The sequence below is a fragment of the Kangiella japonica genome (genome assembly GCF_039523535.1).
Lineage (GTDB): Bacteria > Pseudomonadota > Gammaproteobacteria > Enterobacterales > Kangiellaceae > Kangiella > Kangiella japonica.
This window is the reverse complement of sequence record NZ_BAAAFM010000008.1, coordinates 153,033-179,995: the sequence shown is the minus strand read 5'-3', so window position 1 is coordinate 179,995 and position 26,963 is coordinate 153,033. Positions and strand designations below refer to the sequence as shown.

At 42.8% G+C, this 26,963-nt stretch carries 23 protein-coding genes; 22 read left to right on the top strand and 1 reads right to left on the bottom strand.

The genetic code is table 11. The annotated features are described in order from the left end of the window. Positions 1 to 20: 20 nt before the first annotated feature. Positions 21 to 608, bottom strand: coding sequence for a Maf family protein (locus ABD128_RS10010; protein ID WP_343989751.1), 588 nt, complete (start codon positions 606 to 608; stop codon positions 21 to 23). 264 nt (positions 609 to 872) lie between these two features. On the opposite strand from ABD128_RS10010, the gene ABD128_RS10005 reads away from it, so the two are divergent. The 22 genes from ABD128_RS10005 (at position 873) to ABD128_RS09900 (ending at position 26,886) form a co-directional block, all read left to right on the top strand. Next, positions 873 to 1,397 (top strand): YceD family protein, encoded by a 525-nt coding sequence (locus ABD128_RS10005; RefSeq protein ID WP_343989749.1) that lies wholly within the window; start codon positions 873 to 875, stop codon positions 1,395 to 1,397. A 14-nt stretch (positions 1,398 to 1,411) separates the two neighbouring features. Continuing rightward, positions 1,412 to 1,576 carry a 50S ribosomal protein L32 gene (rpmF, locus tag ABD128_RS10000; RefSeq protein WP_110201637.1) on the top strand — a complete coding sequence of 55 codons (165 nt, stop codon included), beginning with the start codon at positions 1,412 to 1,414 and terminating at the stop codon, positions 1,574 to 1,576. A 45-nt stretch (positions 1,577 to 1,621) separates the two neighbouring features. Beyond that, entirely contained in the window at positions 1,622 to 2,656 is a 1,035-nt protein-coding gene (gene plsX, locus ABD128_RS09995) for a phosphate acyltransferase PlsX (RefSeq protein WP_343989746.1), read from the top strand. A gap of 47 nt (positions 2,657 to 2,703) precedes the next feature. Next, positions 2,704 to 3,666: a beta-ketoacyl-ACP synthase III gene (locus ABD128_RS09990; RefSeq protein ID WP_343989744.1), complete on the top strand. Its 963-nt coding sequence runs from the start codon at positions 2,704 to 2,706 to the stop codon at positions 3,664 to 3,666. A gap of 211 nt (positions 3,667 to 3,877) precedes the next feature. Beyond that, entirely contained in the window at positions 3,878 to 4,804 is a 927-nt protein-coding gene (gene fabD, locus ABD128_RS09985) for an ACP S-malonyltransferase (RefSeq protein ID WP_343989740.1), read from the top strand. A gap of 50 nt (positions 4,805 to 4,854) precedes the next feature. Continuing rightward, entirely contained in the window at positions 4,855 to 5,601 is a 747-nt protein-coding gene (fabG, locus tag ABD128_RS09980) for a 3-oxoacyl-ACP reductase FabG (RefSeq protein WP_343989738.1), read from the top strand. A gap of 452 nt (positions 5,602 to 6,053) precedes the next feature. Continuing rightward, on the top strand, positions 6,054 to 6,293 hold the full coding sequence (acpP, locus tag ABD128_RS09975) for an acyl carrier protein (protein ID WP_046561130.1): 240 nt from the start codon (positions 6,054 to 6,056) through the stop codon (positions 6,291 to 6,293). 219 nt (positions 6,294 to 6,512) lie between these two features. Then, positions 6,513 to 7,751, top strand: a complete 1,239-nt coding sequence (gene fabF / locus ABD128_RS09970) for a beta-ketoacyl-ACP synthase II (protein ID WP_343989733.1) — start codon at positions 6,513 to 6,515, stop codon at positions 7,749 to 7,751. A 187-nt stretch (positions 7,752 to 7,938) separates the two neighbouring features. Beyond that, positions 7,939 to 8,745, top strand: a complete 807-nt coding sequence (gene pabC, locus ABD128_RS09965; protein ID WP_343989731.1) for an aminodeoxychorismate lyase — start codon at positions 7,939 to 7,941, stop codon at positions 8,743 to 8,745. A 19-nt stretch (positions 8,746 to 8,764) separates the two neighbouring features. Next, the gene (gene mltG, locus ABD128_RS09960) at positions 8,765 to 9,766 is read left to right on the top strand and encodes an endolytic transglycosylase MltG (RefSeq protein WP_343989729.1); all 1,002 of its coding nucleotides are present in this window, start codon (positions 8,765 to 8,767) and stop codon (positions 9,764 to 9,766) included. A 9-nt stretch (positions 9,767 to 9,775) separates the two neighbouring features. After that, complete coding sequence (tmk, locus tag ABD128_RS09955) at positions 9,776 to 10,420, top strand: dTMP kinase (RefSeq protein ID WP_343989727.1); 645 nt, start codon at positions 9,776 to 9,778, stop codon at positions 10,418 to 10,420. Continuing rightward, positions 10,417 to 11,439, top strand: a complete 1,023-nt coding sequence (locus tag ABD128_RS09950) for a DNA polymerase III subunit delta' C-terminal domain-containing protein (RefSeq protein ID WP_343989725.1) — start codon at positions 10,417 to 10,419, stop codon at positions 11,437 to 11,439. Before tmk ends, ABD128_RS09950 begins: the two co-directional genes overlap by 4 nt. A gap of 35 nt (positions 11,440 to 11,474) precedes the next feature. Then, entirely contained in the window at positions 11,475 to 11,825 is a 351-nt protein-coding gene (locus ABD128_RS09945; RefSeq protein WP_343989722.1) for a PilZ domain-containing protein, read from the top strand. An 82-nt stretch (positions 11,826 to 11,907) separates the two neighbouring features. Further along, positions 11,908 to 12,696, top strand: coding sequence for a TatD family hydrolase (locus ABD128_RS09940; RefSeq protein WP_343989720.1), 789 nt, complete (start codon positions 11,908 to 11,910; stop codon positions 12,694 to 12,696). Between the two features lie 130 nt (positions 12,697 to 12,826). Then, positions 12,827 to 14,890, top strand: coding sequence for a S8 family serine peptidase (locus ABD128_RS09935; RefSeq protein ID WP_343989718.1), 2,064 nt, complete (start codon positions 12,827 to 12,829; stop codon positions 14,888 to 14,890). A 197-nt stretch (positions 14,891 to 15,087) separates the two neighbouring features. After that, positions 15,088 to 17,553, top strand: a complete 2,466-nt coding sequence (locus tag ABD128_RS09930; protein WP_343989716.1) for a S8 family peptidase — start codon at positions 15,088 to 15,090, stop codon at positions 17,551 to 17,553. A gap of 165 nt (positions 17,554 to 17,718) precedes the next feature. After that, positions 17,719 to 18,552 (top strand): DUF6689 family protein, encoded by an 834-nt coding sequence (locus tag ABD128_RS09925; RefSeq protein ID WP_343989714.1) that lies wholly within the window; start codon positions 17,719 to 17,721, stop codon positions 18,550 to 18,552. A gap of 14 nt (positions 18,553 to 18,566) precedes the next feature. Then, entirely contained in the window at positions 18,567 to 19,466 is a 900-nt protein-coding gene (locus ABD128_RS09920; protein WP_343989712.1) for an FHA domain-containing protein, read from the top strand. 60 nt (positions 19,467 to 19,526) lie between these two features. Further along, complete coding sequence (locus ABD128_RS09915) at positions 19,527 to 22,913, top strand: protein kinase domain-containing protein (RefSeq protein ID WP_343989710.1); 3,387 nt, start codon at positions 19,527 to 19,529, stop codon at positions 22,911 to 22,913. Further along, the gene (locus tag ABD128_RS09910) at positions 22,900 to 23,631 is read left to right on the top strand and encodes a sensor histidine kinase (protein WP_343989708.1); all 732 of its coding nucleotides are present in this window, start codon (positions 22,900 to 22,902) and stop codon (positions 23,629 to 23,631) included. Before ABD128_RS09915 ends, ABD128_RS09910 begins: the two co-directional genes overlap by 14 nt. Beyond that, complete coding sequence (locus ABD128_RS09905) at positions 23,631 to 24,266, top strand: response regulator transcription factor (protein WP_343989706.1); 636 nt, start codon at positions 23,631 to 23,633, stop codon at positions 24,264 to 24,266. Before ABD128_RS09910 ends, ABD128_RS09905 begins: the two co-directional genes overlap by 1 nt. 145 nt (positions 24,267 to 24,411) lie before the next feature. Further along, entirely contained in the window at positions 24,412 to 26,886 is a 2,475-nt protein-coding gene (locus ABD128_RS09900; RefSeq protein WP_343989704.1) for a S8 family serine peptidase, read from the top strand. Positions 26,887 to 26,963: the final 77 nt, after the last annotated feature.

The following is a 26,963-nucleotide window of genomic DNA, read 5'->3' as shown; positions in this document are numbered from 1 at the left end:
CGCACAGGGCATAAGCCCGCTTATATTAGTTGTATATTGAGTTTCCTTAAACTTTCAGCCAAGGTTATTAAGGGTAACCCAATTAGAGCGGTTGGGTCTTTTGAAGATAAAGATTCAAATAGCGCGATCCCAAGACCTTCTGCTTTAAAGGAGCCAGCACAGTCTAGGGGCTGTTCTCTGTCCACATAGCGTTCAATTTCGTTCTGAGCTAAGTCCCTAAATTTGACTTCTGTAACCACAACACTCAGGTCTTGACCTTCTTTGCCAGACTTCATTACACATAGCGATGTGTAGAAATTGATGGTTTTACCACTACAGGCTGCTAGCTGTTCGATAGCTTTTTCTCGCGTATGCGGTTTGCCAAGAATCTTGCCTTCAAGTACACACACTTGATCTGAGCCGATTACAACACTCTGCGGATGGTTCAGCGACACCGTCAATGCTTTTTGCTCAGCCAAGCGAGCCACATGCTCCACAGGCTCTTCATCAGGAAAAGGTGTTTCGTCGATATCAGGCGACTCGGTTTTAAACTCGGTTAGAATACGACTCAGTAGCTCTTTCCGGTAAGGGGAAGAGGAGGCGAGTACTATATTTTTAGTTTGTGTCATAAGCGTTATCTATTTATTAAGGCGCTGAAACCAGCTATTAGCGACCAAACTAAGTGTCCACGGCACAGCTGATTAAGGAAAATAATTTAAGTGAAACTGAAAGGTTTTATGTGGTAAAATCAGCTCCAATTACAAGCAGTTAACCCACATTTTGTGTGAATTTGCTAAGAAATCAACCAAATAATCGATTAATCGTCAAATAAACGCTAAAAGTTGTGGGATTACTTTGACTAAAACCCTTTATATCTGTATTATTGCGCGCCTATGTCAAGTCGCAGATTACCGGCGTCTGTTGATCCCTACAAGTTTGCGGATCAAGAGAAAGAAATAAACGCCACACTCGATCTGGAATACTTGAGCAGGTTTCGCCAGGAATTAGCTTCCGACAAAGGCGAAATTGCTTGTAGTATTAAAGGAGCTAGAGTTGAAGATACTCGTATCACTTTACTTGAGCTAAGTCTCAAGGGTGAAGTCGAATTGATTTGTCAGGGCTGTTTAGAGCCTTTTCCATATCAAGTCGATCACGAAGTTATCATCTATCCGGTTTACTCAGAAGAGCGGATGGAAACAGTACCTGACGACGGTGACCCAGTTTTAGTCGATGACGACGGTTTAAATTTAAAGTCAGTTGTCGAAGATGAATTGATTTTATCGTTGCCTCCTGTAGCGTTATACGGCGAGTGCAAGGACATGGATGCTTTCGAAATTGGAGAGCTTCCGGAAGAAAGTATAGAGCAGGCGAAAAAAGATAATCCTTTTAACGCCTTAAAAGATTTAAAGTTTGATTAAGCAGGAGATTTAAAATGGCTGTACAGAAGAATCGCAAGACTCGCTCAACGCGTGGTATGCGTCGCTCGCACGACTCTTTGACTGCACCTACGTTGTCAGTAGAGAACGAAACAGGTGAAATCCATCGTCGTCACCACGTGACTAAAGATGGTTACTACAAAGGTCGTAAAGTAGTTTAATAGTTCTCTATTAAATTTACTGGTTTTTGAACAAGCGGATCTTCCGTGACAAAAACATTAGCGATTGATTGCATGGGGGGCGATTACGGCCCCTCTGTTATTATTCCAGCAGCAATTTCTGCGCTGCAACAACATTCTGATCTCAAAATATATCTTGTTGGCCCCCAACAAGAGCTTCAGCAACACCTAAAACAATCCCCAGATTTTGGTAATAGGCTCCATATTCAGGACGCGTGTGAAGTTATTGGCATGTCAGAAAAGCCCTCAACGGCTTTACGACGCAAGCCAAACTCATCGATGCGTAAAAGTCTTGAACTTGTTCGAGATGGTCATGCTGACGCTTGTGTGAGTTCTGGCAATACGGGTGCTTTAATGGCCTTGGCGACGGTGTTACTCGGTACTTTGCCTGGTATAGAGCGTCCAGCCATTACTGCAGAGCTACCAAATCGCAAAGGCACAGTAACCAATATGCTTGATTTAGGCGCCAATATTGACGCCAGCGCCGAGCAGTTGACCAGTTTTGCTATAATGGGGCATGTTTTCAGTCAATTAGCTGATGATGTAGAGCACCCAAGGGTAGCTTTGCTGAATATTGGTGAAGAAGCGGTGAAAGGGCGCGACAGTATTAAATTGGCGAGTGATATTCTCTCTAATCAAAGTCAAATTGATTATGTGGGTTACATCGAAGCTAATCAAATATATGATGGTAATGTTGATGTTATTGTGTGTGATGGCTTTACCGGCAACAATGTTCTCAAGGCCTGCGAAGGCATTACCCGATTCTTGTATGATCAATTAAAGACTGAGTTCACCAGTAATTGGTGGAGTAAAGCGGTCTCAGCCATGGTTTGGCCAATTCTTAGGCGTTTTCAGCGACGCATCAACCCCGACCAGTATAATGGCGCAAGTCTGTTAGGATTACGGGAAATTGTCATCAAAAGCCACGGTTCTGCTGATAGTAAAGCGACTTTGTTCGCAATTAACAAGGCTATCACAGAAATTGAAAGACAAGTGCCTCAGGCTATCCAAGACCAAGTGGCTCAGCTATTATTGAATACTGATAATGAAGATGAAGAGTAAGACTCTGATTTGAAGATTTAAGAGACGATTAATTAAAGGTAGTTAGTGTGAAACATTCTCGAATTTTAGGCATGGGAAGTTATTTACCAGAGAAGGTATTAACCAACGCCGATTTAGAAAAAATAGTAGAAACTACAGATCAGTGGATTACTGAACGTACAGGTATTAAAACTCGCCATATCGCTGCTGATGACCAATCAGCATCACATCTTGGCGTTGAAGCTGCCAAAAAAGCAATTGAAGATGCTGGTATTGATGCTAAAGATATCGACATGATTGTTGTTGGTACGGCGACACCGGACAAAATGTTTCCTAGCTCGGCCTGTTATATTGGACATGAGCTGGGTATTGGTGGCGTTCCTGCTTTTGATATAACGACAGCGTGCCCAGGCTTTGTTTATGGCTTGAGCATTGCCGATCAATTTATTAAAACTGGTCACCGCAAAAACGTACTAGTGGTTGGAACAGAAGTTCTTTCGCGCCTTGTAAACTGGGAAGATCGTACAACCTGCGTTATTTTTGGTGATGGTGCTGGTGCAGCAGTGGTAACGAGTTCAGATGAACCAGGTATTTTATCAACTCATATCCATGCTGACGGCGGTTATGCGGACTTATTGTACTGCAACAATGGTCTTCGCGATCAATTAGGTGACTTCCCTGAGCCACAAATTGTCATGCGTGGAAATGAAGTGTTCAAAGTCGCGGTGAAAACTCTAAGTAGCATCGTTGATGAAACGCTTGAAGCGAACAATATGACTAAAGACGATATCGACTGGTTAATCCCACACCAAGCTAATATCCGCATTATTCAAGCAACGGCCAAGAAGCTAGGCGCTGGCATGGATAAAGTAGTAGTAACCGTTGATAAACACGGTAACACTTCAAGCGCATCTATCCCACTAGCCATGTGCGAAGCGATTAAAGATGGTCGTATTAAGCGTGGTGATATTTGTCTTCTAGAAAGCTTTGGGGGCGGGTTTACGTGGGGTTCTGCCTTAATTAAATACTAGTCAAAAGAGCTAATACTTCGCTGAGGCTTTGTTATCAGGCTTTGAAATATTCGTTATTTAATAGACTAAACGCCTCATATTTCAAAGTCTTCTACCGCGCCTCAGCATTGTCTAGCTCTTTTTCGATCTTTTTATAGTTAAAAGATCACTTTAATAGATAATATTAACTTATTGATATAAAACAAAATAGATTTTTAAGTTGAGCAGTATTATGAGTAAAACAGCATTTATATTTCCGGGGCAAGGTTCGCAGGCATTGGGTATGTTATCGGATGTTGCGACTTCGTCTCCTCTAATCGAATTAACCTTTGCTGAAGCAAGCGAAGGCCTAGGTTATAACTTGTGGGATTTGGTTCAAAATGATCAAGAGAAACTGAACCAGACTCAGTATACCCAACCAGCATTGCTAACAGCGAGTATTGCACTATGGCGTTTATGGCTGGAAAAGGGCGGCGAAAAGCCATCTTTCCTAGCAGGCCATAGCTTAGGTGAATACAGCGCTTTAGTTGCGTCAGGTGTTTTGTCGCTGAAAGATGCAGCGGTTTTAGTGCAAGCTCGAGGCGAATTTATGCAGGCCGCAGTTCCAGCGGGTACTGGCAAAATGGCGGCAATTATCGGATTAGACGATGACAAGGTTCGTCAAGCCTGTGCCGATAGTGCTGGCGGCGAAGTTGTTGAAGCCGTGAACTATAACTCACCCGGCCAGGTAGTTATCGCTGGTAGCGCTGCGGCTGTTGAGCGCGCGATGGAAGCTTGTAAGGAAGCGGGTGCTAAAAGAGCGTTGCCACTTCCAGTTAGCGTTCCTTCACACTGTGCTTTGATGAAGCCTGCGGCCGAGAAACTGGCAGAGAAGCTTGAGTCGATCTCATTGAACAATCCTGACATTCCAGTCATCAACAATGTTGACGTGTCTGCAGAAGCAACTGCGGACGCGATAAAAGACGCGCTTGTTCGACAGCTATACAACCCTGTACGTTGGACAGAAACAGTAGAACGTTTAAAAGCCGAGGGTGTTGAAACTTTGTACGAATGTGGTCCAGGTAATGTTTTATGTGGTCTAGCTAAGCGTATCGACCGTAGCTTAACAGGTAAGCCGCTAGGTACTCTGGACAAGTTTGAAGCCGCATTAGAAGGCTAAAATACAGTTAATGTAAAAATAACGAAGATTGTAGGTAGGTATAGAAGAATATGAGTATTGAAGGAAAAATAGCACTAGTAACAGGCGCTAGCCGTGGAATCGGGCAGGCGATTGCCCATAACTTGTCGCAGTCTGGGGCAGTAGTTTACGGCACCGCAACGTCAGAGTCTGGCGCTGAACGCATTTCTGAAAACTTTAAGGCTGCAGGCTTAAACGGTAAAGGCTTATGCCTTAACGTGACTGACGCCGACAGTGTTAAAGCGGTATTAGATGGTATTAAAGATGAGCAGGGAAGAACTCCTGATATCTTAGTTAATAATGCAGGCATCACACGTGATAATCTTCTAATGCGCATGAAAGACGACGAATGGGATAGTATTCTAGAAACGAATCTAACTTCAATTTTCCGCCTTTCTAAAGCTTGCTTACGTGGCATGATGAAAGCCAAATGGGGACGAATCATTACTATCGGCTCAGTCGTTGGCACTATGGGCAATGCTGGTCAAGCAAACTATTCAGCGGCTAAAGCTGGCTTAATTGGCTTCTCTAAGTCGCTTGCCCGCGAAGTTGGTTCGCGCGGCATTACCGTTAATGTTGTCGCTCCAGGCTTTATCGACACAGATATGACGAAAGCACTAAATGATGATCAGCGCCAGGCAATGTTTGATCAAATCCCAATGGCACGCTTAGGTCAGCCAGAAGAAATCGCCAATGCGGTTGGTTTTTTGGCGTCTGATCAAGCGGGCTATATTACGGGTGAAACGATTAACGTCAATGGCGGGATGCACATGATCTAAAGCGACTACTTTGCTCGCTGACTTCGTTGCGCTGATTAAATTTTATCAGTCATGGATTAACCATCCACTCCTGAACAATGTAATCAGCAAGCCTTGCCAGCAAACAAAATCTTCGGCTTTAGAACTTCGTGTTAAGTAAGTTTAAAGGGATTATTTTGTGGGGTGCTTAAGTTGTTAAGCATTTAAAAACAAGGTCTCTAAAGTGTGATTAATGCTATTTACGTCAATTGATGTATTAAGTTTTCAACATAACTGTCAGTTTTTTAAGTAAATATTTTGTGACGAGTAGGTAATATTTGTTATTATCTGCTTTAGATTTTTAGCTTAAAGTTGTATAAGGTGTGTGGTCTGACCTTTTTAGAAAAAGGTAATTTACACTTGCAACTTTGGTTCAGTTAACTAAACTACCCACGCAGTGTAATACTGTGGAAATTAACGAGGAATTTATACAGATGAGTACTATCGAAGAACGCGTAAAAGGTATCGTTGTTGAACAACTAGGTGTTAAAGAAGACGAAGTAACTGCTGAAGCTTCTTTTGTTGACGATCTAGGTGCTGATTCATTGGATACAGTTGAGCTAGTTATGGCTCTTGAAGAAGAGTTTGACACTGAAATCCCAGACGAAGAAGCTGAAAAGATCAACACTGTTCAAGCAGCTATTGATTACATCAAGGCTAATGTTGACGCGTAAGCCAACTCGTCTGTAATCATTTCGAAAACTATATATACAACTTTTGTAATAGTTAGCGAATATAATGGGTAAAATACATATGTGTTTTGCCCATTTTTTTTATAGATAGTAAAGTCATTATCTAGTGCGGGATTTATCGTATTTGGCTTAAAAGACTTCACAAAGTCATACATCATTCGCATTTTAATGACCCATTAGACATAGAACGAGAGGTGTTCCTTGAGTAAGCGTAGAGTTGTGGTAACTGGCCTAGGGATGTTGAGCCCATTGGGTAATAATATTCAAGATTCTTGGGAAGGTATTCTTGCTGGTCGTAGTGGCGCAGGTCCAATCGAGGACTTTGACGTAAGTGACTTTAGTACTAAGTTTGCTTGTTCAGTTAAAAACTTTGACTCCGAGCCGGCTGTATCGAAGCGTGATGCACGTCGTATGGATAAGTTTATTCAGTATGGTATCGTTGCAGGAGCGCAAGCTTGGGAAGACTCAGGACTTGAAGTCACTCCGGAAAACGAACGCCGTATCGGTGCTTGTGTTGGTGCGGGCATTGGTGGTTTGGAAACCATTGAGAAAAACACGCTGCTATGGAATAAGTCTGGGCCACGTAAGATTTCACCTTTTTTCGTTCCTGGCTCAATCATTAACATGATTTCAGGTCATTTATCGATTAATTATGGTCTTAAAGGTCCTAATATTGCGATTGTGACTGCCTGTACTACAGGTGTTCATACGATTGGCCATGCCGCTCGTATGATCGCTTATGGCGACGCTGACGCTATGCTAGCCGGCGGCGCTGAAAAAGCAAGCACACCAACGGCACTAGGCGGATTTGGTTCGGCAAAAGCATTGTCTACGCGTAATGATAACCCGCATGCTGCGAGTCGTCCTTGGGATCAAGATCGTGACGGTTTTGTCATGGGCGATGGCGCCGGTGTGATGATGCTTGAAGAGTATGAGCACGCTAAAGCTCGTGGCGCCAAGATTTACGCTGAATTAACAGGCTTTGGCATGAGTGCTGATGCTTACCACATGACTTCACCTGCGCCTGGTGGCGAAGGTGCAGCCTCTGCTATGGAAAATGCTCTTAATGACGCACAGCTTAATGCTACAGACATTCAGTACATTAACGCTCACGGTACCTCGACTCCTGCTGGCGATATTGCTGAAACCGATGCGATTAAGTCAGTGTTTGGTGACCACGCCAAAAAAGTGATGGTAAGCTCGACAAAGTCTATGACGGGTCACTTATTAGGTGCAGCTGGTGCGGTTGAGTCAATTTTCAGTGTTATGGCGTTGGTTGATCAGGTCGCGCCACCAACGGTGAACCTAGATAATCCTGGGGAAGGTTGTGACTTAGATTATGTACCACACACAGCACGCCAAGCTGAGCTAAAGCATGTTTTATGTAACTCTTTTGGGTTTGGCGGAACTAACGGTTCATTACTGTTTACAAAGGTTTAAGCCTTTAAAGCTGACCTTTAAAAGAGAACACTTTAAAAAGCGACGTAATGTCGCTTTTTTTATTGGCTCGTGTTTGAGTAAATCTTTAATCAATGGGTGGGTTTTTCAGCCTTCTTTTTAGTTCATAAGTAAGTTATATTTGTTTATCAATAGTTTAGCGTAACGACTTCATAAGGTGTCTAAATCAATGGCGACCATTTATATTAATGGGCAAGAATCATCAAGCGTCTCAGCCTCAGATCGAGGACTGTTATACGGCGATGGTTTTTTTACCACGATGAAGGTTCGTCATAACCAAGTCGAGCACTGGCCGTTACATATTGAGCGTATAAGCTTTAGCGCTACTAGGCTTAAGTTCCCAGCGATTGATATCCAGCTTCTCGAACATGACATAGCTCACTTTATTGACTCACAAGCTGAGTCCAATGGGGTTATCAGGCTGACGATTACCCGTGGGACTGGCTCAAGAGGTTACCGTGCCCCAAAGAACCCTGTGATTAAGCGCATCCTTAGTTGGTCAGACTTTGCACCGAGCTTTGATGATGTTAAATCAGGCGTCGAGTTAATAGTCTGCGAAACACCTTATAGTGTTAATTCGGCACTGGCGGGTGTTAAGCACCTCAACCGATTAGAGCAAGTATTGGCACAGGAAGAAGTAGCAGAAAGCTGTTTTGATGGTATTATGTTGGCCAAGGATCTGATTGTTGGTGGAACAAAAACCAATATATATTTTTATCGTGAGGGTGTTTGGCTCACGCCAAAACTGCATGATGCTGGGGTGGATGGTACCCTTAGACGCTGGCTCTTAGCGACGCACTCGGACTTTAACCAGGCTAACCTGGGCTTAGATATTCTTAGCGATGCTAAGCATTGCATGGTCAGCAACGCCTTACATGGCTTGGTTCCAGTGACTAAGATTGGTCACCATCGATACGCTAAATATCCGAAGTTAAAAGAATTACGAAACAGCTACGAACACAGTAGTTTGACATAACAAAGCACATTCAAATTTAATGAAAAAAATATTACTTTTTATACTCGTTGTACTCATAGCTTTTGCTGGCGCAACGGCTTTTCTATGGAACGGTTACAAAGACTTTGTTAATAAACCCTTAGGTTTATCGCAAGAGTTATCGGTTGAAAAAGGCCAAAGTGCTTTCGGCTTAGGTCAGCGTTGGCATGATAAAGGCTTAATCGATAATTTTTATTACTACCAAATTCTTATGCGCCTAGATCCAGATTTAAGACACATCAAGGCTGGTGATTACGAAATCACCCCTGATATGACAGCTGTTGATGTGCTGAAAAAACTTGTGGCAGGGGATGTCATAAGCTACCAAGTGACTTTGGTTGAAGGTGCTAATATCTACGAACTACTTGCAGCTTTAGCGAAAAATGAAGACTTGGTTCATACCATCGATAGCAAGCAGGACTTTGAGCGCGTTTGGCAACAGCTCAGTTTTACAAGTAAAGACTATCCTGAAGGCTTGTTTTTTGCTGATACTTACCAGTTCACTAAAGGCGATACCGACCTCGATATCCTAAAACGTGCACACAAGCGTTTAAACAAAGTTCTAGACGAGGAGTGGGCAGGAAGAGCTCAAGATTTACCCTACGAACAGCCGTATCAAGCGCTAATCATGGCCTCTATTATTGAAAAAGAGACTGCGGTCCCATCAGAGCGTAGCCAAATCTCCGGAGTCTTCGTTCGTCGTCTAAAGCGCGGCATGTTGTTACAGACTGACCCCACCATAATTTATGGCTTATTGCCAGACTTCGACGGCAATATTCGTCGTCGAGATATTCGCAACCCACATCAGTGGAACACTTATGTGCATAAAGGGCTTCCACCAACACCCATTGCGATTGTAGGGCGTGACGCAATTCATGCAGCCTTGCACCCCGCGCCAGGCGATACGTTATACTTCGTAGCCAAGGGCGATGGTAGTCATTATTTTAGTAAGAGCTTGGCTGAACACAATCGAGCTGTACGAAAATACCAGTTAAAGCGTTAAGGTTGATTTATGACAGCTAATAAAACAGGCCGTTTTATCACCGTAGAAGGGACGGAAGGTGTCGGTAAGTCTACTAACATGGCTTTTGTTAAGCAGTGGTTAGAGGCAAAAGGACATGACGTCATCCATACTCGAGAACCAGGTGGCACGCCTTTGGCGGAAGAAATTCGTGAGCTTTTGCTGGCTAAGCGTGATGAGTCGGTAGATAGTCATACCGAACTTTTATTGATGTTTGCAGCTCGTTGCCAACATGTTTATAGCAAAATTAAGCCGGCACTTGAGCAAGGTACTTGGGTTCTATGCGATCGCTTTACTGACGCTAGCTACGCTTATCAAGGTGCAGGCAGGGGACTTGGTTTTGATAAACTCAAAGAGCTTGAAACTTGGGCGCTTAGAGGCTTTAAGCCCGATTTAACGTTAATGTTGGATTTGCCCATAGAGCTTGGCCTAGAGCGAGCACAAAAGCGTGGCCCTGTGGATCGCTTTGAGGAAGAGAAAATCGAGTTCTTTAGTAAAGTTCGCCAAGGTTATCTTGATATTGCAGCGTCTGAACCAGAGCGGATGAAAGTGATTGATGCAAGGGGAAGAATTGATGAGGTTCAAAAGCAAATTGAGCAAACCCTTGAGCAGTTTTATCAGCAGGTTGCATCATGAGTTTATTTGATGAAGAACGCCTAACACCTTGGCAAAAAGAACCTTTCGCACAAATTACTTCGCAATTTCAACAAGGAAAGTTACCGCATTCGATATTGATGTTAGGTGAAGATGGCGTCGGACGAGAGGATTTTTGCGAGTTTGTGGCACAGTGGATGCTGTGCGTTGCCGTAGATAAAACTAGTGGTGCTTGCGGTCAGTGCAAAAGCTGTCAGTTGTTTGAAGCTGAAACCCACCCTGACTACCATAAGTTAGCGGTTGAAGAGGGTAAGACGCAAATATCAGTTGCTCAAGTTCGCGAGCTGATTGAGCACATGCAGGAGTCATCGCACCAAGCGGGCTGGAAACTGGCCAACATCACCAATGTCCATGCACTCAACGCCAGTTCGTTTAACGCACTACTAAAGACTTTAGAAGAGCCGCAGCCACAAACATTGCTTATTATTCAGGCAGAGCAGCTACAAGGAGTACCTGCAACCATTAAAAGCAGGGCGCAAATCCGTAAGGTCGGCGTAACCGATGTTAGTATGACTCGCGAATGGCTTAATCAGCGCCACAAATTTATTGAGCAGGATATGGAAACCGCGATTCAGTTGTTTCCTGGCGCTCCTTACAAGGTTGAGGCTTTTGTTGAGCAGGGTGAAGCTTTTAAAAGCTCTGAGTTTATTTTTGACTTTGCTGATGTGATTCAAGAACAGCAATCGCCAATGGACGTTGCTGATAAATGGCTTGAAGAATTGCCAAACGCGATATTTTGGTGCCAGTTGATGTTCCGAGATGTGCTGTTTGTACAACAAGGAGCTGGGCAAAGTGAGGTGCAGCTGAAGCAGCAGCATGAAGCGGTTGAGCTGATCGCTAATAACATATCTGCAAAAGGTATCATGTTACTGCTCAATAAAATTATTGAGCTTCAACGGTTGATTAAGCTGAAAAGTCCCGCTAATCTAGGAGCATCATGGCAGAGCTTGCTGATTTACAGCGCTCAAATTGCTAAAAAATACAAATCATTAGCACAATAACTTAAAGCACTTTACCCATTTAAAGGAAATCTTGGATGAGAATAGAAAGAACAGGCCCAGGAATTTTGACGATTCATGTTGAAGACAAAGAAGATTTGTATTCATCCTACATGCCTTTTGTTACTAACGGTGGTCTTTTCATTCAAACCAATAAGCAATATGACTTAGGTGATGAAGTATTTATGTTATTGGCCTTGGTCGATGAACCTGAGAAGCTACCTATCGCTGGTAAAGTTGTATGGGTCACGCCGATTGGAGCGCAAGGTAACCGCCGCGCGGGTATTGGCATCCAGTTTAGCGATCAAGACAAGGGTAAGGCTAGAAACGTTATTGAAACAATATTAGCCGGTAAACTGCAGTCCGATAAGCCAACTCACACCATGTAAATTCACTCCAGCCCATATCACTTTATGGGCTCTCGTGTTACCCTAGCCAGTTGAATTTTGGCTTCCTTATTGATTTCAAATTATGTTGATTGATTCCCACTGTCATTTAGACCGTCTTGACTTAGAACCTTTTGATGGCCAATTAGACGGTGCATTAAGCCATGCACGAGAGCAGGGCGTAAAACACATGTTATGTGTGTGTATTTCTATGGATAAGTTTCAAGATGTTCTATCCATAGCCGAGCAATATGACGATATTTCTTGCTCGGTTGGTGTCCATCCCTTGTATGATGGCGTTAAGGATACGGATGTTGAGGATCTTGTTACAAAATCACTGCACCCGAAAGTCGTGGCGATTGGTGAAACAGGCCTTGATTACTTTTATAACAAAGAACCTGAAAACCATATTCTCCAGCAACAAAGCTTTCGCAAGCATATTCAAGCCGCCAACCAAGCGAATCTGCCAATAATTGTTCATACTCGTGATGCGCGTGAAGATACTATCGCGATACTCAAGGAAGAAAATGCTGAGAAATGCGGCGGTGTTTTACACTGTTTCACCGAAAGCTTAGAAATGGCTGAAGCAGCTATGGAACTAGGATTTTATATTTCGTTCTCAGGCATCGTGACATTTAAGAACGCAGAAGAACTTCGTGACGTGTGCCGAAAGGTTCCTTTGGATAAAATTTTAATTGAAACGGATTCGCCGTATTTAGCACCAGTACCACATCGTGGTAAATCAAATCTCCCTGGTTTTGTAAAAGACGTGGGCCAATTCGTTGCTGATTTGCATGGTATCAGCTACCAAGAGTTGTGCGAGATTACCTCAACCAACTACCAGCGCCTATTCTCAAAGTCTAAAATCAGCTAGTTAGCTCTATAGCATCCAGAGCTTGTCTGGGTGCTATGCGCATCTTTTATTAGGGGTTTTCCCCGATATAAATTCTATTTTGCTTTCTCCATAGTGGTTAGCGTTAATTAAATAACGATAGGACCTAACTATGAAAACAAAATTTAAATTGCTATCAGCCTGTGTTTTAACAGCAATAGCTGGGGGTGCCCAAGCCGACGCAATTATTGGCCCAGATCTGCAAGATATGTTGCCAAACTTGCTAGAAAGCAAAAAAGTCATTATCACGACTCACGATAAAAGCGACCTTGATTCAGTAATGTTACAAGTAAGCGCACCTTACTTAAGCATGCAGGCCTTGCCTATGGCTGGTGCATCGTTAAACAAATTACAGATTATGAATTTGGCCAACGATGATCGTGTTAAAAGTATTTACTACGATAAGCCTCTTAAATATTTCAACTACACGTCAGGTGAAATTACTGGTGGACACTACGTTCATGATGTTGAGGGTGTTACAGGTCAAGGTGTAACAGTTGCGGTACTTGATTCAGGTGTTGACGCAACTCACCCAGATTTACCAATGAACTCTAAGGTTATCGAAAACGTCAAAATTTTGGGTGACTTGGACTTACTAGGCGGTAGCAACTACTTCTTAGAAGGTATCCCAAACACTGATACTAGTTCAGGCCATGGTACTCACGTTGCTGGTACTGTAGCTGGAACAGGTGCAGCTTCAGCTACGGATGCGCGTCGTGCAAACTATCACGATGGTATTGCCCCAAATGCAAACATTGTTGGTTTAGGTGCTGGTGAAGCAATTTCTATCTTGTTCTCTCTTGGTGGTTTTGATTATGCGATTGCTAACCGTGAACGCTTAGGAATCGATATTATCACAAACAGCTGGGGTTCAAGCGGCGGCGCTGCTTTTGATCCAAATAACCCGATTAACCAAGCATCTTATGAAGCATATAAGAAAGGCATGGTTGTAGCCTTTGCAGCAGGCAACGACGGTCCGGATGACGATACAGTTAACCCATACGGGTTGGCACCTTGGGTAATTAATGTTGGTGCTGGTGACCCAGACAAAGAACTAACAGGCTTTTCTAGCCGTGGTGTTGAAGGTGATACCTTCAAGCACGTTGACATCGTAGCTCCAGGTAGCGGTATTATTTCTACTCGCGCAGCAGGTACTCCATTACCAGCTCTGAGCCCTGTTATTGAGCCAGACTATCCTGATTATCATCTTTATTATGCAGGTATGAGCGGTACTTCGATGGCGACTCCATTTATTGCTGGTGTTGCAGCGTTATTGTTAGAAGTTAATCCAGACCTTTCGCCTGATCAGGTTGAGAGTATTATCCGTGAAACAGCTGACGACATGCCTGGTTATAAGTTCCACCAAGTGGGTGATGGCTATGTAAACGTTAAAGCCGCTGTTGAGCTTGCGCGTAACACCGTAGGTAACCGTCGTGACTTCTTAAACGGTCAAACGGCATGGTCTAGCCAAGGTTACTGGAGAGATATTGATCAGTCTGATTCAAATATCGACTACACCTCTCGTTGGAAGCTTGTAAACTCTAGCGATAGCTTTGGTGGTTCATACCTTCAAACTAAAAAGCGTGGTTCAAAAGCCGTATTTGATTTTGTTGGCGAAAGTCTTCAACTAGTATACCAGGCTAACGACACAGGCGGCCGCGGTGAGTTGTTCGTAGATGGTCGCAGTCAGGGTATCGTAGACTTCTACAGCCAAACTCCTGAAACACGCACTTTTGCTGTTCGCGACTTATCTGCACGTGACATCCACTCAGTAGAACTTCGCCATGTGGAAGGTAAAATCAACCTAGACGCGCTGAAAGTTGATGGTGAGCTTTTGGATAACGGCATGACAGTAGTAAACGAAGAGTTCTACGTAGAAGGTACTATTGGACCATCGGCTGAGAACATTCAAACTCAAGATTTCCGTTTTTACGCAGATGATACTGTTTCGTTTATCGATTCTGACTTGAGTTGGGATGGTGTTGCAGATTTGGACTATGAACTCCTAGATCCAAACGGTGACTCTGTAGCTTCAAGTGCAAGCTTAGGCAATCCTGAAGTGATTGGCTACGCTCCAACTGAAGCTGGTTACTACACATTACGCGTAAACGGTTATGCTAGTGTATTAACCAACTACCGTATAAACACAACTCTTACAAAGTTAGTGAGCAACTAATTTAGTAAAACAGTGAATAAAAAAGGCTCCTCTTTAGGAGCCTTTTTTGTGATCAAGTTCGCACTCTGTGGTGCTTTGGGGAAAATGTCACCCCTTATATAGGGGATAACCCTTATTCCATTTGTATCTGCAATCGGGTTGAATGAAGTCAGCTAATAACAAAGATAATTTTTATTAATTGATTCGGAGTTTTGAGTATGAAAAATCCAGTAACCAAGCTTGCGCTATCAGCGGCATTAGCCGGCTTTAGTTTAAACGCAGCTGCCGACGCTGTTATCGGCAGTCAGCTAAAGCAAGACCTATTAAGTTTAAACCCAACAGATTCAGTGATGGCGGTTGTTACCTTTGACCAGATGGACAAAGTTAACAGCAACCAAATGCAACAATTACTGAACCTAGGTTTGACCGAAGGCGTTCAATTCCAATCGTTGCCAGTTGTTGGTGTGAAAGCAACACCAGCACAAATCGACGCAATTAGTAAACTTGATGGTGTACGTTCAGTTTTCGCTAACAGAAGCCTTCAATATTATAACGCAGAGTCACGTGTTATTACGGGTGTCGATCGTGTTCAAAGTAATGAATTCAGAGCAGCAAACGGCAAAACCTTTACGGGTAAGGGCGTTACTGTAATGGTAAATGATTCTGGTATTGATGCAACTTTGGATGATTTGAAGTTTGGTTCAAAAGTTGTTCAAAACGTGCAGGCTGTAACTCATGCTCAAGCACTAACTTTAACACCAGTACGTGGTACCTGGATTGAAGATCAATTAAATACGGATCTAAACGTAGGCCACGGTACTCACTGTGCAGGCACAATTGCAGGTACTGGTGCTCATTCTAACGGTAAGCACAAAGGTGCTGCACCAGGTGCTGACCTAGTTGGTTACGGTTCAGGTGCTGGTCTATCTATCCTAGACGCACTTGGTGGTTACGATTACGCGTTAACTCACCTATATGATTTCAACAGCCCAATTCGCATCATGAGTAACTCTTGGGGTTCAAGTGGTAAATTTGATCCTGCTGGACCTATCGCTGTTTCGTCTTATGTTGCATACAGAAATGGCTTGTTATCAGTATTTGCTGCGGGTAACTCAGGTCCAGGCGAAGATACTCATAACCCATATGCTCAAATCCCTTGGGGCATGTCAGTAGGTGCAGGCACGAAGAGCGGCACATTAATTGACTTCTCTTCTCGTGGTAAAAATGGTGAAGAAGGTTCGTTCTCTATGCCAGACGGTAGTGAGTGGACTTATAAAAACGAAGTTTCAATCGTAGCACCAGGCGTAGACATCATTTCTACACGTGCTAAAACAAACGCTGTATCGAACGGCGGCGCGGATGATGTTGATGCTATTGAAGCTGAGTACCTTCCTTATTACACCATGATTTCTGGTACGTCGATGGCAACGCCTCACGTTGCTGGTATCGCCGCTGTTATGTTGGAAGCAAACCCAAATCTTTCGCCGCTAGATATTAAGAAATTGATAATGGAAACTGCAACCAATATTCCTGGTTACGAGAAATGGGAAGTAGGTGCGGGTTACGTTAATGCAGAAGCAGCTGTTGCAGCCGCTCTAAACTACGACGGCAACTACGATGTTACTGTTAACAACCTGAATGAGTTCAACGCAAATGCAATTTTAATCCCTGCGGATGAGCCAATTCCATTTACAGTAAACTACATTCCAGTTGGAAACCCAGACGAGTATGAGTTTTATGTTGGTAAAGAAGTAGCATTTGTAACTGCTGCAGCTGATAACTTGGCTAATACTACTAAGCTTAAATTAACAGCTCCAGACGGTACGGAATACTACGGTAACTTAACGCTACCGGTATTAGAGACAGGCATGCGTGTATCTGCTCCTGGTCAGCAAGGTATCTGGAGTATTGAAGGTTACGGCTTAACGTCACTTTCAGGTGTAGAGCCAGATCCACTAGGTATTACTAACGGCCCAGGTCTTCCTGACGTTATTTCTGGTGAGATTACTCTTATCGAGTCAGGCGGTTATGAAGGCCTAAGCGATATCAACGGCCACCCAGCACAAGGCGCCATTGAGTTTGCAGTTAGCGAGCGTTTAGTGGACGGTTTTGAAAACGGTTCATTCCAACCAAATGCAGACTTAACCAAAGGCGACTTATCTAAGTACTTAGTTATGGGTGCAGCGGTTCGTCAATATCGTGACCTATTAAACCAGCCAAGTGTGAGCTTTGACGATGTTACTGGTAGCGATGCAGCATTTGCGGAAGCAGTTAGTGTGCCAGCGGGTGCTCTAAAAGATGCAAAGCGCACTCAAGACCCTGTGGTTAGAACTACAGGCACTAACTTTGATGCGGACGCGAGCGTTAGTCGTGCTGATTTAGCTTACTCTCTAGTGCAGACTTTAGGGCTACAGGCTGAAGCAGAGCAATATACTGGCGACATTACTGTGCAGTATAATGGTCAAGTAGTACCGGTTGTTGACCAAGACAGCATTCCAGCTGAGCTTCGAGGCCATGTACAAGCAGCGTTAAACCTATCACTACTAAGTGTTGAGTTTGATGTAGAGCAAGGTCCGTATGACTTAGAGCCAACGTTAGTGGCACGTTTTAAGCCATCAGAGACGGTAACTCGCGGTGAGTACGCAGTTATCATTTCTAGAACTTACGACAGCTATTACAAGTAAGTTATTGAAAGGTACGTTAAGGCAGGGTGTAAACCCTGCTTTACACCTACCAAAAGGTAATAAATCTTGCAATAGACGATAAATGTCAGTATTTTGAAGATGCGCCACTTATTACTGGATGTAATCTTTCGGCGATTTGTAAGACTGTAAACACACTGGAGAAATATGATGACGAAATTCCTTAGCCGTTTAGTGGTTACCATTTCTGCGCTTTGCTTTTTTGCTAGTGCGCAGGGTTCACCTGTAGAGTTGACTGTCAATGGAGGGGATAAGATTGAAGCAGTGATTGAGTTGGCTGGCGGTATAGAAGCGGACTTCACTATTTCTTTCGAAAATGTCATCGGTTTGAACGAAGAAAGTATTGGTCTTTCTGCCGAAGTGGTGGATATTACTGATATAAACATCCTTGACCGACTTCCATCGGTTTTAGATACCAATTTATTATCGGCATTTCCTATGCTGATTACCGTAGAGCCACTATCTTCACAAGGCTTGGCCTTCGAAGGTCTTGTTACAGTAGATATTCATACACACAATCTTGAGTATACAGCTGGTACACCTCTACGCTTATTCAAAGCACCTCTAGGTGGCGAGTTCAGAGATATCACCATGACAATGGGCTCTGGGAGTTACCGCGCAAGGGGTACGACTGGTAAATTTTCACAATTTTTAATTCTTGCTGATCTTAGGCTTCCAACAACTGTTGTGAATACTAAGATGAATAACCTGACAACGAATTTGAGTAACTTCTCAACACAAATGTCAGCAGCAACTTATACCGCATTAAGTGCAAAACTCAATGAAGTGCAGCAGTTGATCGCCGTTCAAAACTACACTCAGGCGAGCGATAAGCTTAACGAGTTCAAGCAAATCGTTGAGGCAGCTAGAGGCATGGACATCCCAGATGTTTGGCGGTCGAGCCGCGACATTGATAATGTTGCAGGTGAGCTAATGGCACTTGCAAATACTCTTCGCTTTAGTTTGCGTCTGATTAATTAATAGAGGTTCACGTTATGCCAGCCAGAATAACTGCTTGTTATCCTGATAAGCCGGCTAAGGAAAGCTTACTTTTCGAAGATTTGCAGTACCAAGTAGGGAGAGACTTAGACTGCGAAGTTAGACTTAATCATCCCAGTGTTTCACGCAAGCATGCGCGCGTGATCACCAAAGGTGATCAGTGGTACCTCAAAGATGCTGAAAGTTCTAACGGTGTAAAAGTTAACGGTAAATCAATTAGTGATCACTTGTTGTCTGCTAACGATGTAATCTCGTTAGGTGACATCGAGTGTTTATTTGAATTGAAAACTAAGCAACAGTTAGACGCTATTGATGCACATAACCAGTGGCGCATACAGCAGTCTCGAAAAAATTATAATGAGCTAGCTCGTAAGTCCTTGTTAGAGGCGCTAGATGAGCAGTTATACTCGTTATTAAATCTAACAGGCACTCAACGTGGCTTGGTCATGCTTGGCAATTCACCTGAGTCTTTGATGGTTTGTGCATCCAAAGGGATGACCCGCAAAGAGTTCCATGAAAAATCATTTGAGGGTAGCGTAGGAGCTATGCAGCAAGCTTTGAAACAAAGAAGCCCTGTGTTAGCGATGGACGTTAAACTTGATCATAATTTGGCAGCGCGCGAAAGTATTCAGCGTAAGCAAATTGCTGCTCTAGCGTGCATTCCACTTCTAGCTAATAACAATTTAGTCGGTATCGTTTATACCGATAGCAAAGAAGCGAATAAGGTTTTAACCGAATTAGATCTTGAGATTTTAAATCTAATATCCGATCAAATTAAAATTAATTCAGAAGCTATTGTTTTACAAAATGAAATATCTGCTATATTAAATAATATTCCAGAACATATATTTGCTGAACAAAAACTAATCAAAGAGCAAATATTAGCCGTACACTAGATTTTAGCGGTACATTCTGAAACCTATTATTTTGGCTATTAGCCACAGGAGCAGTGATTAATGGGGCATGATGACTTAGATAAAAATACTAAGTCCGGTTCGTTAAAAGAAACGCAGATATTATCTCAATTTGCGACGTTAGAAACTAATACTGTGTTAGTGGGTCGCTTTAAAGTTTTATCTCTACAGGGTTGTGGCCGTTTTGGTTGTGTTTATAAGGCGAAAGACCTACAGCTAGATTCAGACGTAGCAATTAAAGTGCTTCACCAGCACTTAGTGTCTGATGTGTCCTTGCGTAATTTCAAGAACGAGATACTAACACTACGCCAGCTTTCCCACCCGAACATTGTCCGAGTTCATGAGTATTATGAAAGTGATGACTGTCACTTCATTACTATGGACTGGATCGAAGGGGATACTCTGAGCGATTGGCTAAAGAAACATCACCCATTAACTAAAGCCACTGTTTCTCACCTCATTGAACAGTTAATTCAAGCACTAACTATAACTGAGTCTAAAGGGATAAATCATAAAGATCTTAAGCCTGAAAATATCTTAATCGATGAACAGCAGCAACTGTACATTGCCGATTTTGGTATCGCTAGTGCTATTGGCGAAAAAGCTTCTTCAATTATCTCTGGCACACCTCTATATTCACCTCCTGAATATTTAGAGTCTGGAAAAGTCACAGAATCCATAGATATATATGCTTTTGGTGTGATTTTGCATGAGTTGGTCAAAGGCGAAACGCCTTATCAGGCTCAAACCCATGAGGAATTAATTAAAGAAAAATACAAGCAACATAAATTTCAATTAACAAAAGAATTTTCTGAGTACGCACAGGTCATTCAAGCTTGTACTGCACCTATTGATACGGCTAGACCACAGAGTGTTGAAAACGTTAGAGAGTTATTATCTGCGGGTGACAATGATAATAATAAGAGTCGAACAAGCTTAAAGCCTATATTTGCTTTAGTTGTATTATTAGTTGTAGGCATTCTGGGGTATATATTTTATGACTCTAGTGCCGATAAAGGATTAAACGATATAGTTTCAGAGGGAGCAGTCAACGCTATATCACTAACCATCTTACCATTTGAAACAGAAGCATCTAATGCAGAGCCTTGGCTAACTAACGGTTTACCTATATTCATCTCTAATGAACTGTCTGATGCCCCTAACTTACGGGTTATAGGGTATGAGCGCTCAAAGGAAACCTTAGACTTATTGGGTTATAGTCAGCCACTTGATGATGCCAAAGTTAAAGTCATTAGCGAACTCACACAGAGTCCTTACCTTTTACATACAAAAGTTATTGCTATCAGCCCTAATAAATATCAGGTCAGCGCTAATTTAATTGAGGTATCTGGTCGAAGTATACAAAACACTCCGTTACTCAGCTTTCAATCCAACAAGGATGAAATCGCTCAAAGCTTCAGTCATCTTCCAAAAGTTATTAGTAAACGATTAGGTGTGACGCGGATTGACGATACTGAAAATTTGCCGGAAAACATCAATTTAAAAGTATTATCTAAAATTGAGTTTTTGTTAGGGAAAGGTGAAATCAGCTTAGCTAAAACAGAGTTGTCGCAGTTACTAAAAAATACACCAAACTACGCAAGAGGTTGGCTCCAGTTAGGACGGTTAGAAGCATCAGAAGGGAATATTTTATCGGCAGAGTCTTCTTTACAAAAGGCTCTCGAGAAGTCAAGTAAGAACTCTCTTATCAGAAGTATGACTCAGGCAGAACTTCAATTACTGAGTGAAAACATTGATGGTGCAATTAAAACCTATCAAGACATACTTAAAGAGCTTCCTAATAATCATGAAATTCGGTTTAACCTAGCTCAGTTGTTGATCGAGCAGCAGTCTTTCGAGGAAGCGGAAATTGAGCTAAATGTTATTGTAAAGAACGATGAGAACCATCCACAGGCTTGGTATGAGCTTGCAAAAGTTTCAATCTGGCAAGGAAACACGCAGGAAGCCGTAGATAACTATTTAGTCAAAGCTTTGGTAACTGCAAAAAAATTAAAAGATAAGCAGCTTGAAGGTGATGTATTAAATGCCTTTGGTGTCGCTTATCATCGATTAGGGCAACTCGAAGATTCTTTAGATTATTATCAGCAAGGATTAGGTTATCGTGAAGCCGTTAACGATGCTCGTGGCGTAGTAACAAGCTTATCCAACTTAGCTGCTGTCTACGCTGTTAAAGGTGAGTATGAGCTTGCAGAAGAAAGTTTATTAAAAGCTCTAGAAGTTAATAAAATTCGTAACGACGCGGTTAAACAGGCCGATCTATACAACGAGTTAGGAATTATTGCCGAAGAGCAGGGTGATTATAAAAAAGCACTTGACCATTTCAGGGCTTCATTAAGTATTCGTATGAAGCTTGAGGATGACTGGCTCAAGGCTGAGAGTCTGAATAATGTTGCTTACATTTTCTTTTTGTTATCGGATGAAGAGAAGGCGACCATTTACTGGGAGCAAGCTAAAGCCTACTATGAAAAGGTAGATGACCCAGTAGGGATTGTACGAGTTAACGAAAACATGGCGCAGCTTGAGTTGCAAAAGGGGAATTGGCAAAAAGCCTATCAAATGTATAAGTCAGCGCTGGATAAGGCGAATGAGCTTAACCTGTTAGAAGAAGCGATCGTCTCGAAAGCTTACCTAGCTAAAATAGCCTTTTTACAAAGTAATTTTGAGCAGCCGCTTCAAGAGCTACTCCAAATTAAAGAAGAACTAAAAGAGAGGCAAGATGTTCGTGGCCAAGTAGAGTTTAGTCTATGGTTAGCGGATTGGTCTTTATTTAGCGGCAACTACGAACAGGCTACGGCTGTTTTAAAGGATATGGCGCCCTTAATGGAGCAGGAGAATAACCGCTCCCAGCAACTGATTTATGATACACATAATGATAGATTGGGGCTATACAGCGGGCGAGATCTTGCTCCTCCCGAAGATAAAAGCCTCAACAACATCACTTCAAAAGCTGCGTTAGAGCATCTTATCTATAAGCTTGAGTACGCGGTGTTAAGTGCTGGTTCAGAAAAAGATAAACAAACAGCATTCGACACAGCAAGTCAACAGTTTGAGTCATACGATCTGGATTTACACAAGTTTTATCGTCTTAGGAAGTTAATACTTGCGGGGTTCTACTATGCGCAACACAATGATGTTGGGGCGTTAGAAAGTAATTTGAACCAACTGGTTCTTTTAAACCGGGGGATGGGCACTTATTGGAGGAGCTATCAAATTGACCGGTTGCAAAGTATATACTATGAGATGAATAATAAGAAAGATGAAGCGATTAATAGCTCAAAAAGTGCTATAAATAAATTATTAGAACTACAAAAACAATTACCAGAGAAACAACAGCAACACTTTATTTCATTGCAAGGACGTTACTTTAAAAACGATAAAATGATGGAGCAGCTCGATGACAAACAGTAATGAAATCAGCAGAATGTTAGATGCTTTGAGTATGAAGCAAAGCCAGATCGCCGAGAATTTAGCATCTGGGAATACCCAAATGCGAAGTCTTGCAAAGCGTGTTTGGCGTGTACAGGAAGATGAGCGTAAGCATATAGCAAGAGAGTTACATGACGGTGTTGGGCAATTGTTGACAGCACTCATTAACCAGCTTGAAATGACCTCTCAAGATGGCATTACCGAGGAAATTCATGCCTCTCTACAGGATAGTTTAGATTTGGCTCGACAAGCTTTGAGTGACACTCGAAAAATATCGCGTCTAATGCGACCTAGAATACTGGATGATTTGGGTCTTGAGCCAGCATTAAAGTGGCTGACACGAGTTATGAAAGAGGAAGAAAAAACAGATATTGTTTTGCAAACGCAGCTTGAAGAAGAACTGGACGGAGAGACCCAAACTCTTGTTTTTCGTATCATTCAAGAGTCCATAAACAATGCGGTTAAACATGCACAAGCAAACCTTATAAAAGTGCAGGTGGTTGCTCAACCCAGTCTTCTTATGGTTAATGTGACTGATGATGGCGTTGGTATGGATACCGAAAAAGCACTTGGACCTGATGGTTTTGGACTGTCAGCCATGCAAGACCGTGTCGCAGCTTTTGGTGGACAATTGATGATTCAATCCAAACTAGGTGAAGGAAGTGAAATTAAAATGATACTGATGGGGAATTACAATTGATGATTCGAGTTTTATTAGCTGATGACCATACGATCTTGCGCCAAGGCCTCGTTAGTATTTTGGCTAAGGACGATGAATGCATTGTTGTAGGTGAGGCATCAAATGGACTAGAAGCTGTAGAAAAAGCTTTCGAATTAGAGCCTCAGATTGCTGTCATTGACATTAGCATGCCTGAACTCAACGGTATGGAGGTTGTAAAGCGAATCCATAAAAAGCTCCCTGATTGTCGAATTTTGGTCCTTACCATGCACGAAGAAGAAGAGTACGTGATACACATGGTGAGAGCTGGAGCTTCTGGCTACTTGTTAAAGGACAGTGCTAGCGAAGAATTAATCAAAGCGGTTAAGACTTTAGCTAATGGGAAAAGTTATTACAGCCAATACGCCGCTCAAGTGTTAGCGAATCAATACACGCAACCTGATAAGTGGAATGACCCGTATAAGAATCTAACAAAGCGTGAGCGCGAAGTATTCCATTTGGTGGTAGACGGTAGAACAACAAAAGAAATAGCCAAAACACTCGATATTAGTGTTAAAACAGCAGAAAACCATCGTGGCAAAGTTATGGATAAATTAAAGGTGGCTAATTCCGCTGAACTTGTAAAGTATGCGGCTCAACATAAGCTCTTGATTTAAAAAAAAAGGTCTTACCACCTGTAACTTGTTGAAAACTTACTAATTAGGTAGCAAATCAAATAAAAAGTAGGGGATTTCCCCGATACCTCTCATATCTAGTTTCATGTCATGCTCATTGCGTAATCACTAAATGGGTAAGTAAAACATGAAAAAGTCATCAGTTTTTAATTCTAAACCACTACATGCAGCGCTATTAGCCGCTGGTCTTGGCGTTAGTTCTTTAGGCTTGTCAGCAAAATCTCTTGGACCACAATTAAGCGAAATGCTTCCTGTGGCTTCCGACTCTCAAGTATTCGAAGTTATCGTAACTTTTGAAGGTGATGGAGCTGCAACTCCACTACAGCTAGATGCACTTGAGCAACTCGGCGTTAACACTGGTGTTAGCCTACAAAACTTGCCAATCGTTGGTATGTTAGCAACAAAGTCTCAAATTGAAGCAATTTATGAGCGTGACGATGTTCGTTCTGTATGGCACAACTCTGAATTGAGCTATGAAAACCAAGGCGCAACTCAAATTACAGGCGTCGATCGTTTGCGTGAAGACCGCAGCTTACGTAGCCAAGGTATGCCGTTCTCTGGCCGTGGTATCGGTGTTGTTGTTAATGATTCAGGTGTTGATGGTACTCACCCTGATTTGAAATTCCCTAATCACGTCGTTCAAAACGTATTAGCGCAAACAAATTTACGCTCTTTCAGCGACTTAGCTCCAATCACATATCAAGAAAACATCCCTAATACCGATATTGGTGGCGGCCACGGTACTCACGTAGCAGGTACTATCGGCGGTAACGGTAGTATGTCTAGCGGTGAGCAAGAAGGCGTTGCACCAGGTGCCAAAATTATTGGTTATGGTTCAGGCGCTGGTCTATTTATTCTAGATACTCTGGGTGGTTTTGATTATGCATTAAGCCATCAGTATGAATACAATATTCGCGTTATTTCTAACTCGTTCGGTAGCACTAGTGACGTAGGTTCTGATTTCAACCCAGACCACCCAACTAACGTTGCAACGAAAAAACTTAGTGATAACGGCGTTATTGTTGTTTTCTCTGCGGGTAACTCTGGTAACGGCGAAAGCACTATTACTGGTAACTTCAAAAAAGCTCCTTGGGTTGTAACTGTTGCCGCTGGCGACAAAGACGGCAACCTTGCTGACTTCAGTTCACGCGGTGTTAAAGGCAAAGGCGGAACAGTTGAAGTTGACGGTGAGACTTTTGAATGGGTAGATCGTCCAACAATCACAGCACCAGGTGTTGATATTGCTTCAGCCCGTGCTTCTTTAGGTAGTACTTCTTGGTTAAGTATTACTGACGATGTTGACTTGTTGCCAGCAGCTCAAGTTCCTTACTACACACACTCTAGCGGTACATCAATGTCAGCGCCGCATATTTCTGGTGTTGTAGCCCTAATGTTAGAAGCGAATCCATCGCTAAACTGGCGTGATGTTAAGCGTATCTTAGAAGATACTGCGACGAATATGCCTGGTCTAGAGCCATGGGAAGCGGGTGCTGGTTATGTTAACGCATACGCTGCAGTTAAAGCGGTTCTTGATGAAAGTCAAAACTTCGGCCAAACCACTAAAGTTAACCGCGATTTTAACGCTGCTTCATTAACATCGTTAGCGCGTGATTTTCCAACTAGTGTTCCTTACTCTCCGGTAGGCGATAACCCTGGTACGACATTTAACGTAGCTGATGACATTTCATTAGTTATGGCGAGCGCTAAGGTTTCAGACAACACTGTTGCACTGACCCTAACAAGCCCTTCAGGTAAGCGTTATGGTTCAAGCATCGCATTACCAGTACTTGGTGAAAACATCGCAGTTGTAGCTCCTGGTGAAGCGGGTGAGTGGGTTATTAAAGCCGGTGGTATAGGTTCAGTTTCAGGTGTACCACTAGACCCAGCAGGCGTTACAAATGGTTATGCAGCTCCAGGCACGATTCAAGCAAACATCAAAATGATTCGCACTGATGGTTTTGAAGGTCTTGATGATGTTGTTGGTCATCCTGCACAAGGTTTCATCGAGCACGCAGTTAGCGAGCAACTAGTTGATGGTACTGCTACAGGGTTTAAGCCAGACCGTTTAATTACACGCGCAGAAATGGCTGAGTACTTAACATTGGGCGCGGGTATCCGTCAGTCTAACAGTGCTGCTGACCAGGTTTTCGTTGACGTAAAAGCAAAAGACGCAGCAAGCATCAATGCAGTGACGCAAACTGGTAGTGCACTAAAAGACCGCGTTCAAGAGCAAGCTCCAGTAATGACTGGCAGTGGCTCATCTTTCGACCCTAAAGGCAAAGTGAGCAAGCTTGACGTTGCTTATTCATTAATGCAGTCGCTAGGTCTTGAAGGTGTTGATTCAAGCTATGACGGGACTAACTTAACAGCTGCCTTCGGCGACGAGCGCGTTGTAGTTGCTGACCAAGACATGATTCCAGAAGGTCTTAAGCACTATGTACAACATGCGATTGACCGTGGTGTGTTAGGCGTAAGCTTCAGCGTTGAGCAAGGTCCATTTGACCTAGAGCCAACAATTGTAGCTCACTTCTCGCCACAAGAATTAATGAGCCGTGCTGACTTCGCTGTAGCAATGAGCCGTTATTACTTATCGCAAAACTAGGAAGAGTTCAGAGTTTTAAATCTCCAGTGGGAGACTTTATCCAGGGACGGACTTTTTATTCCTACATTGGCCAGCTT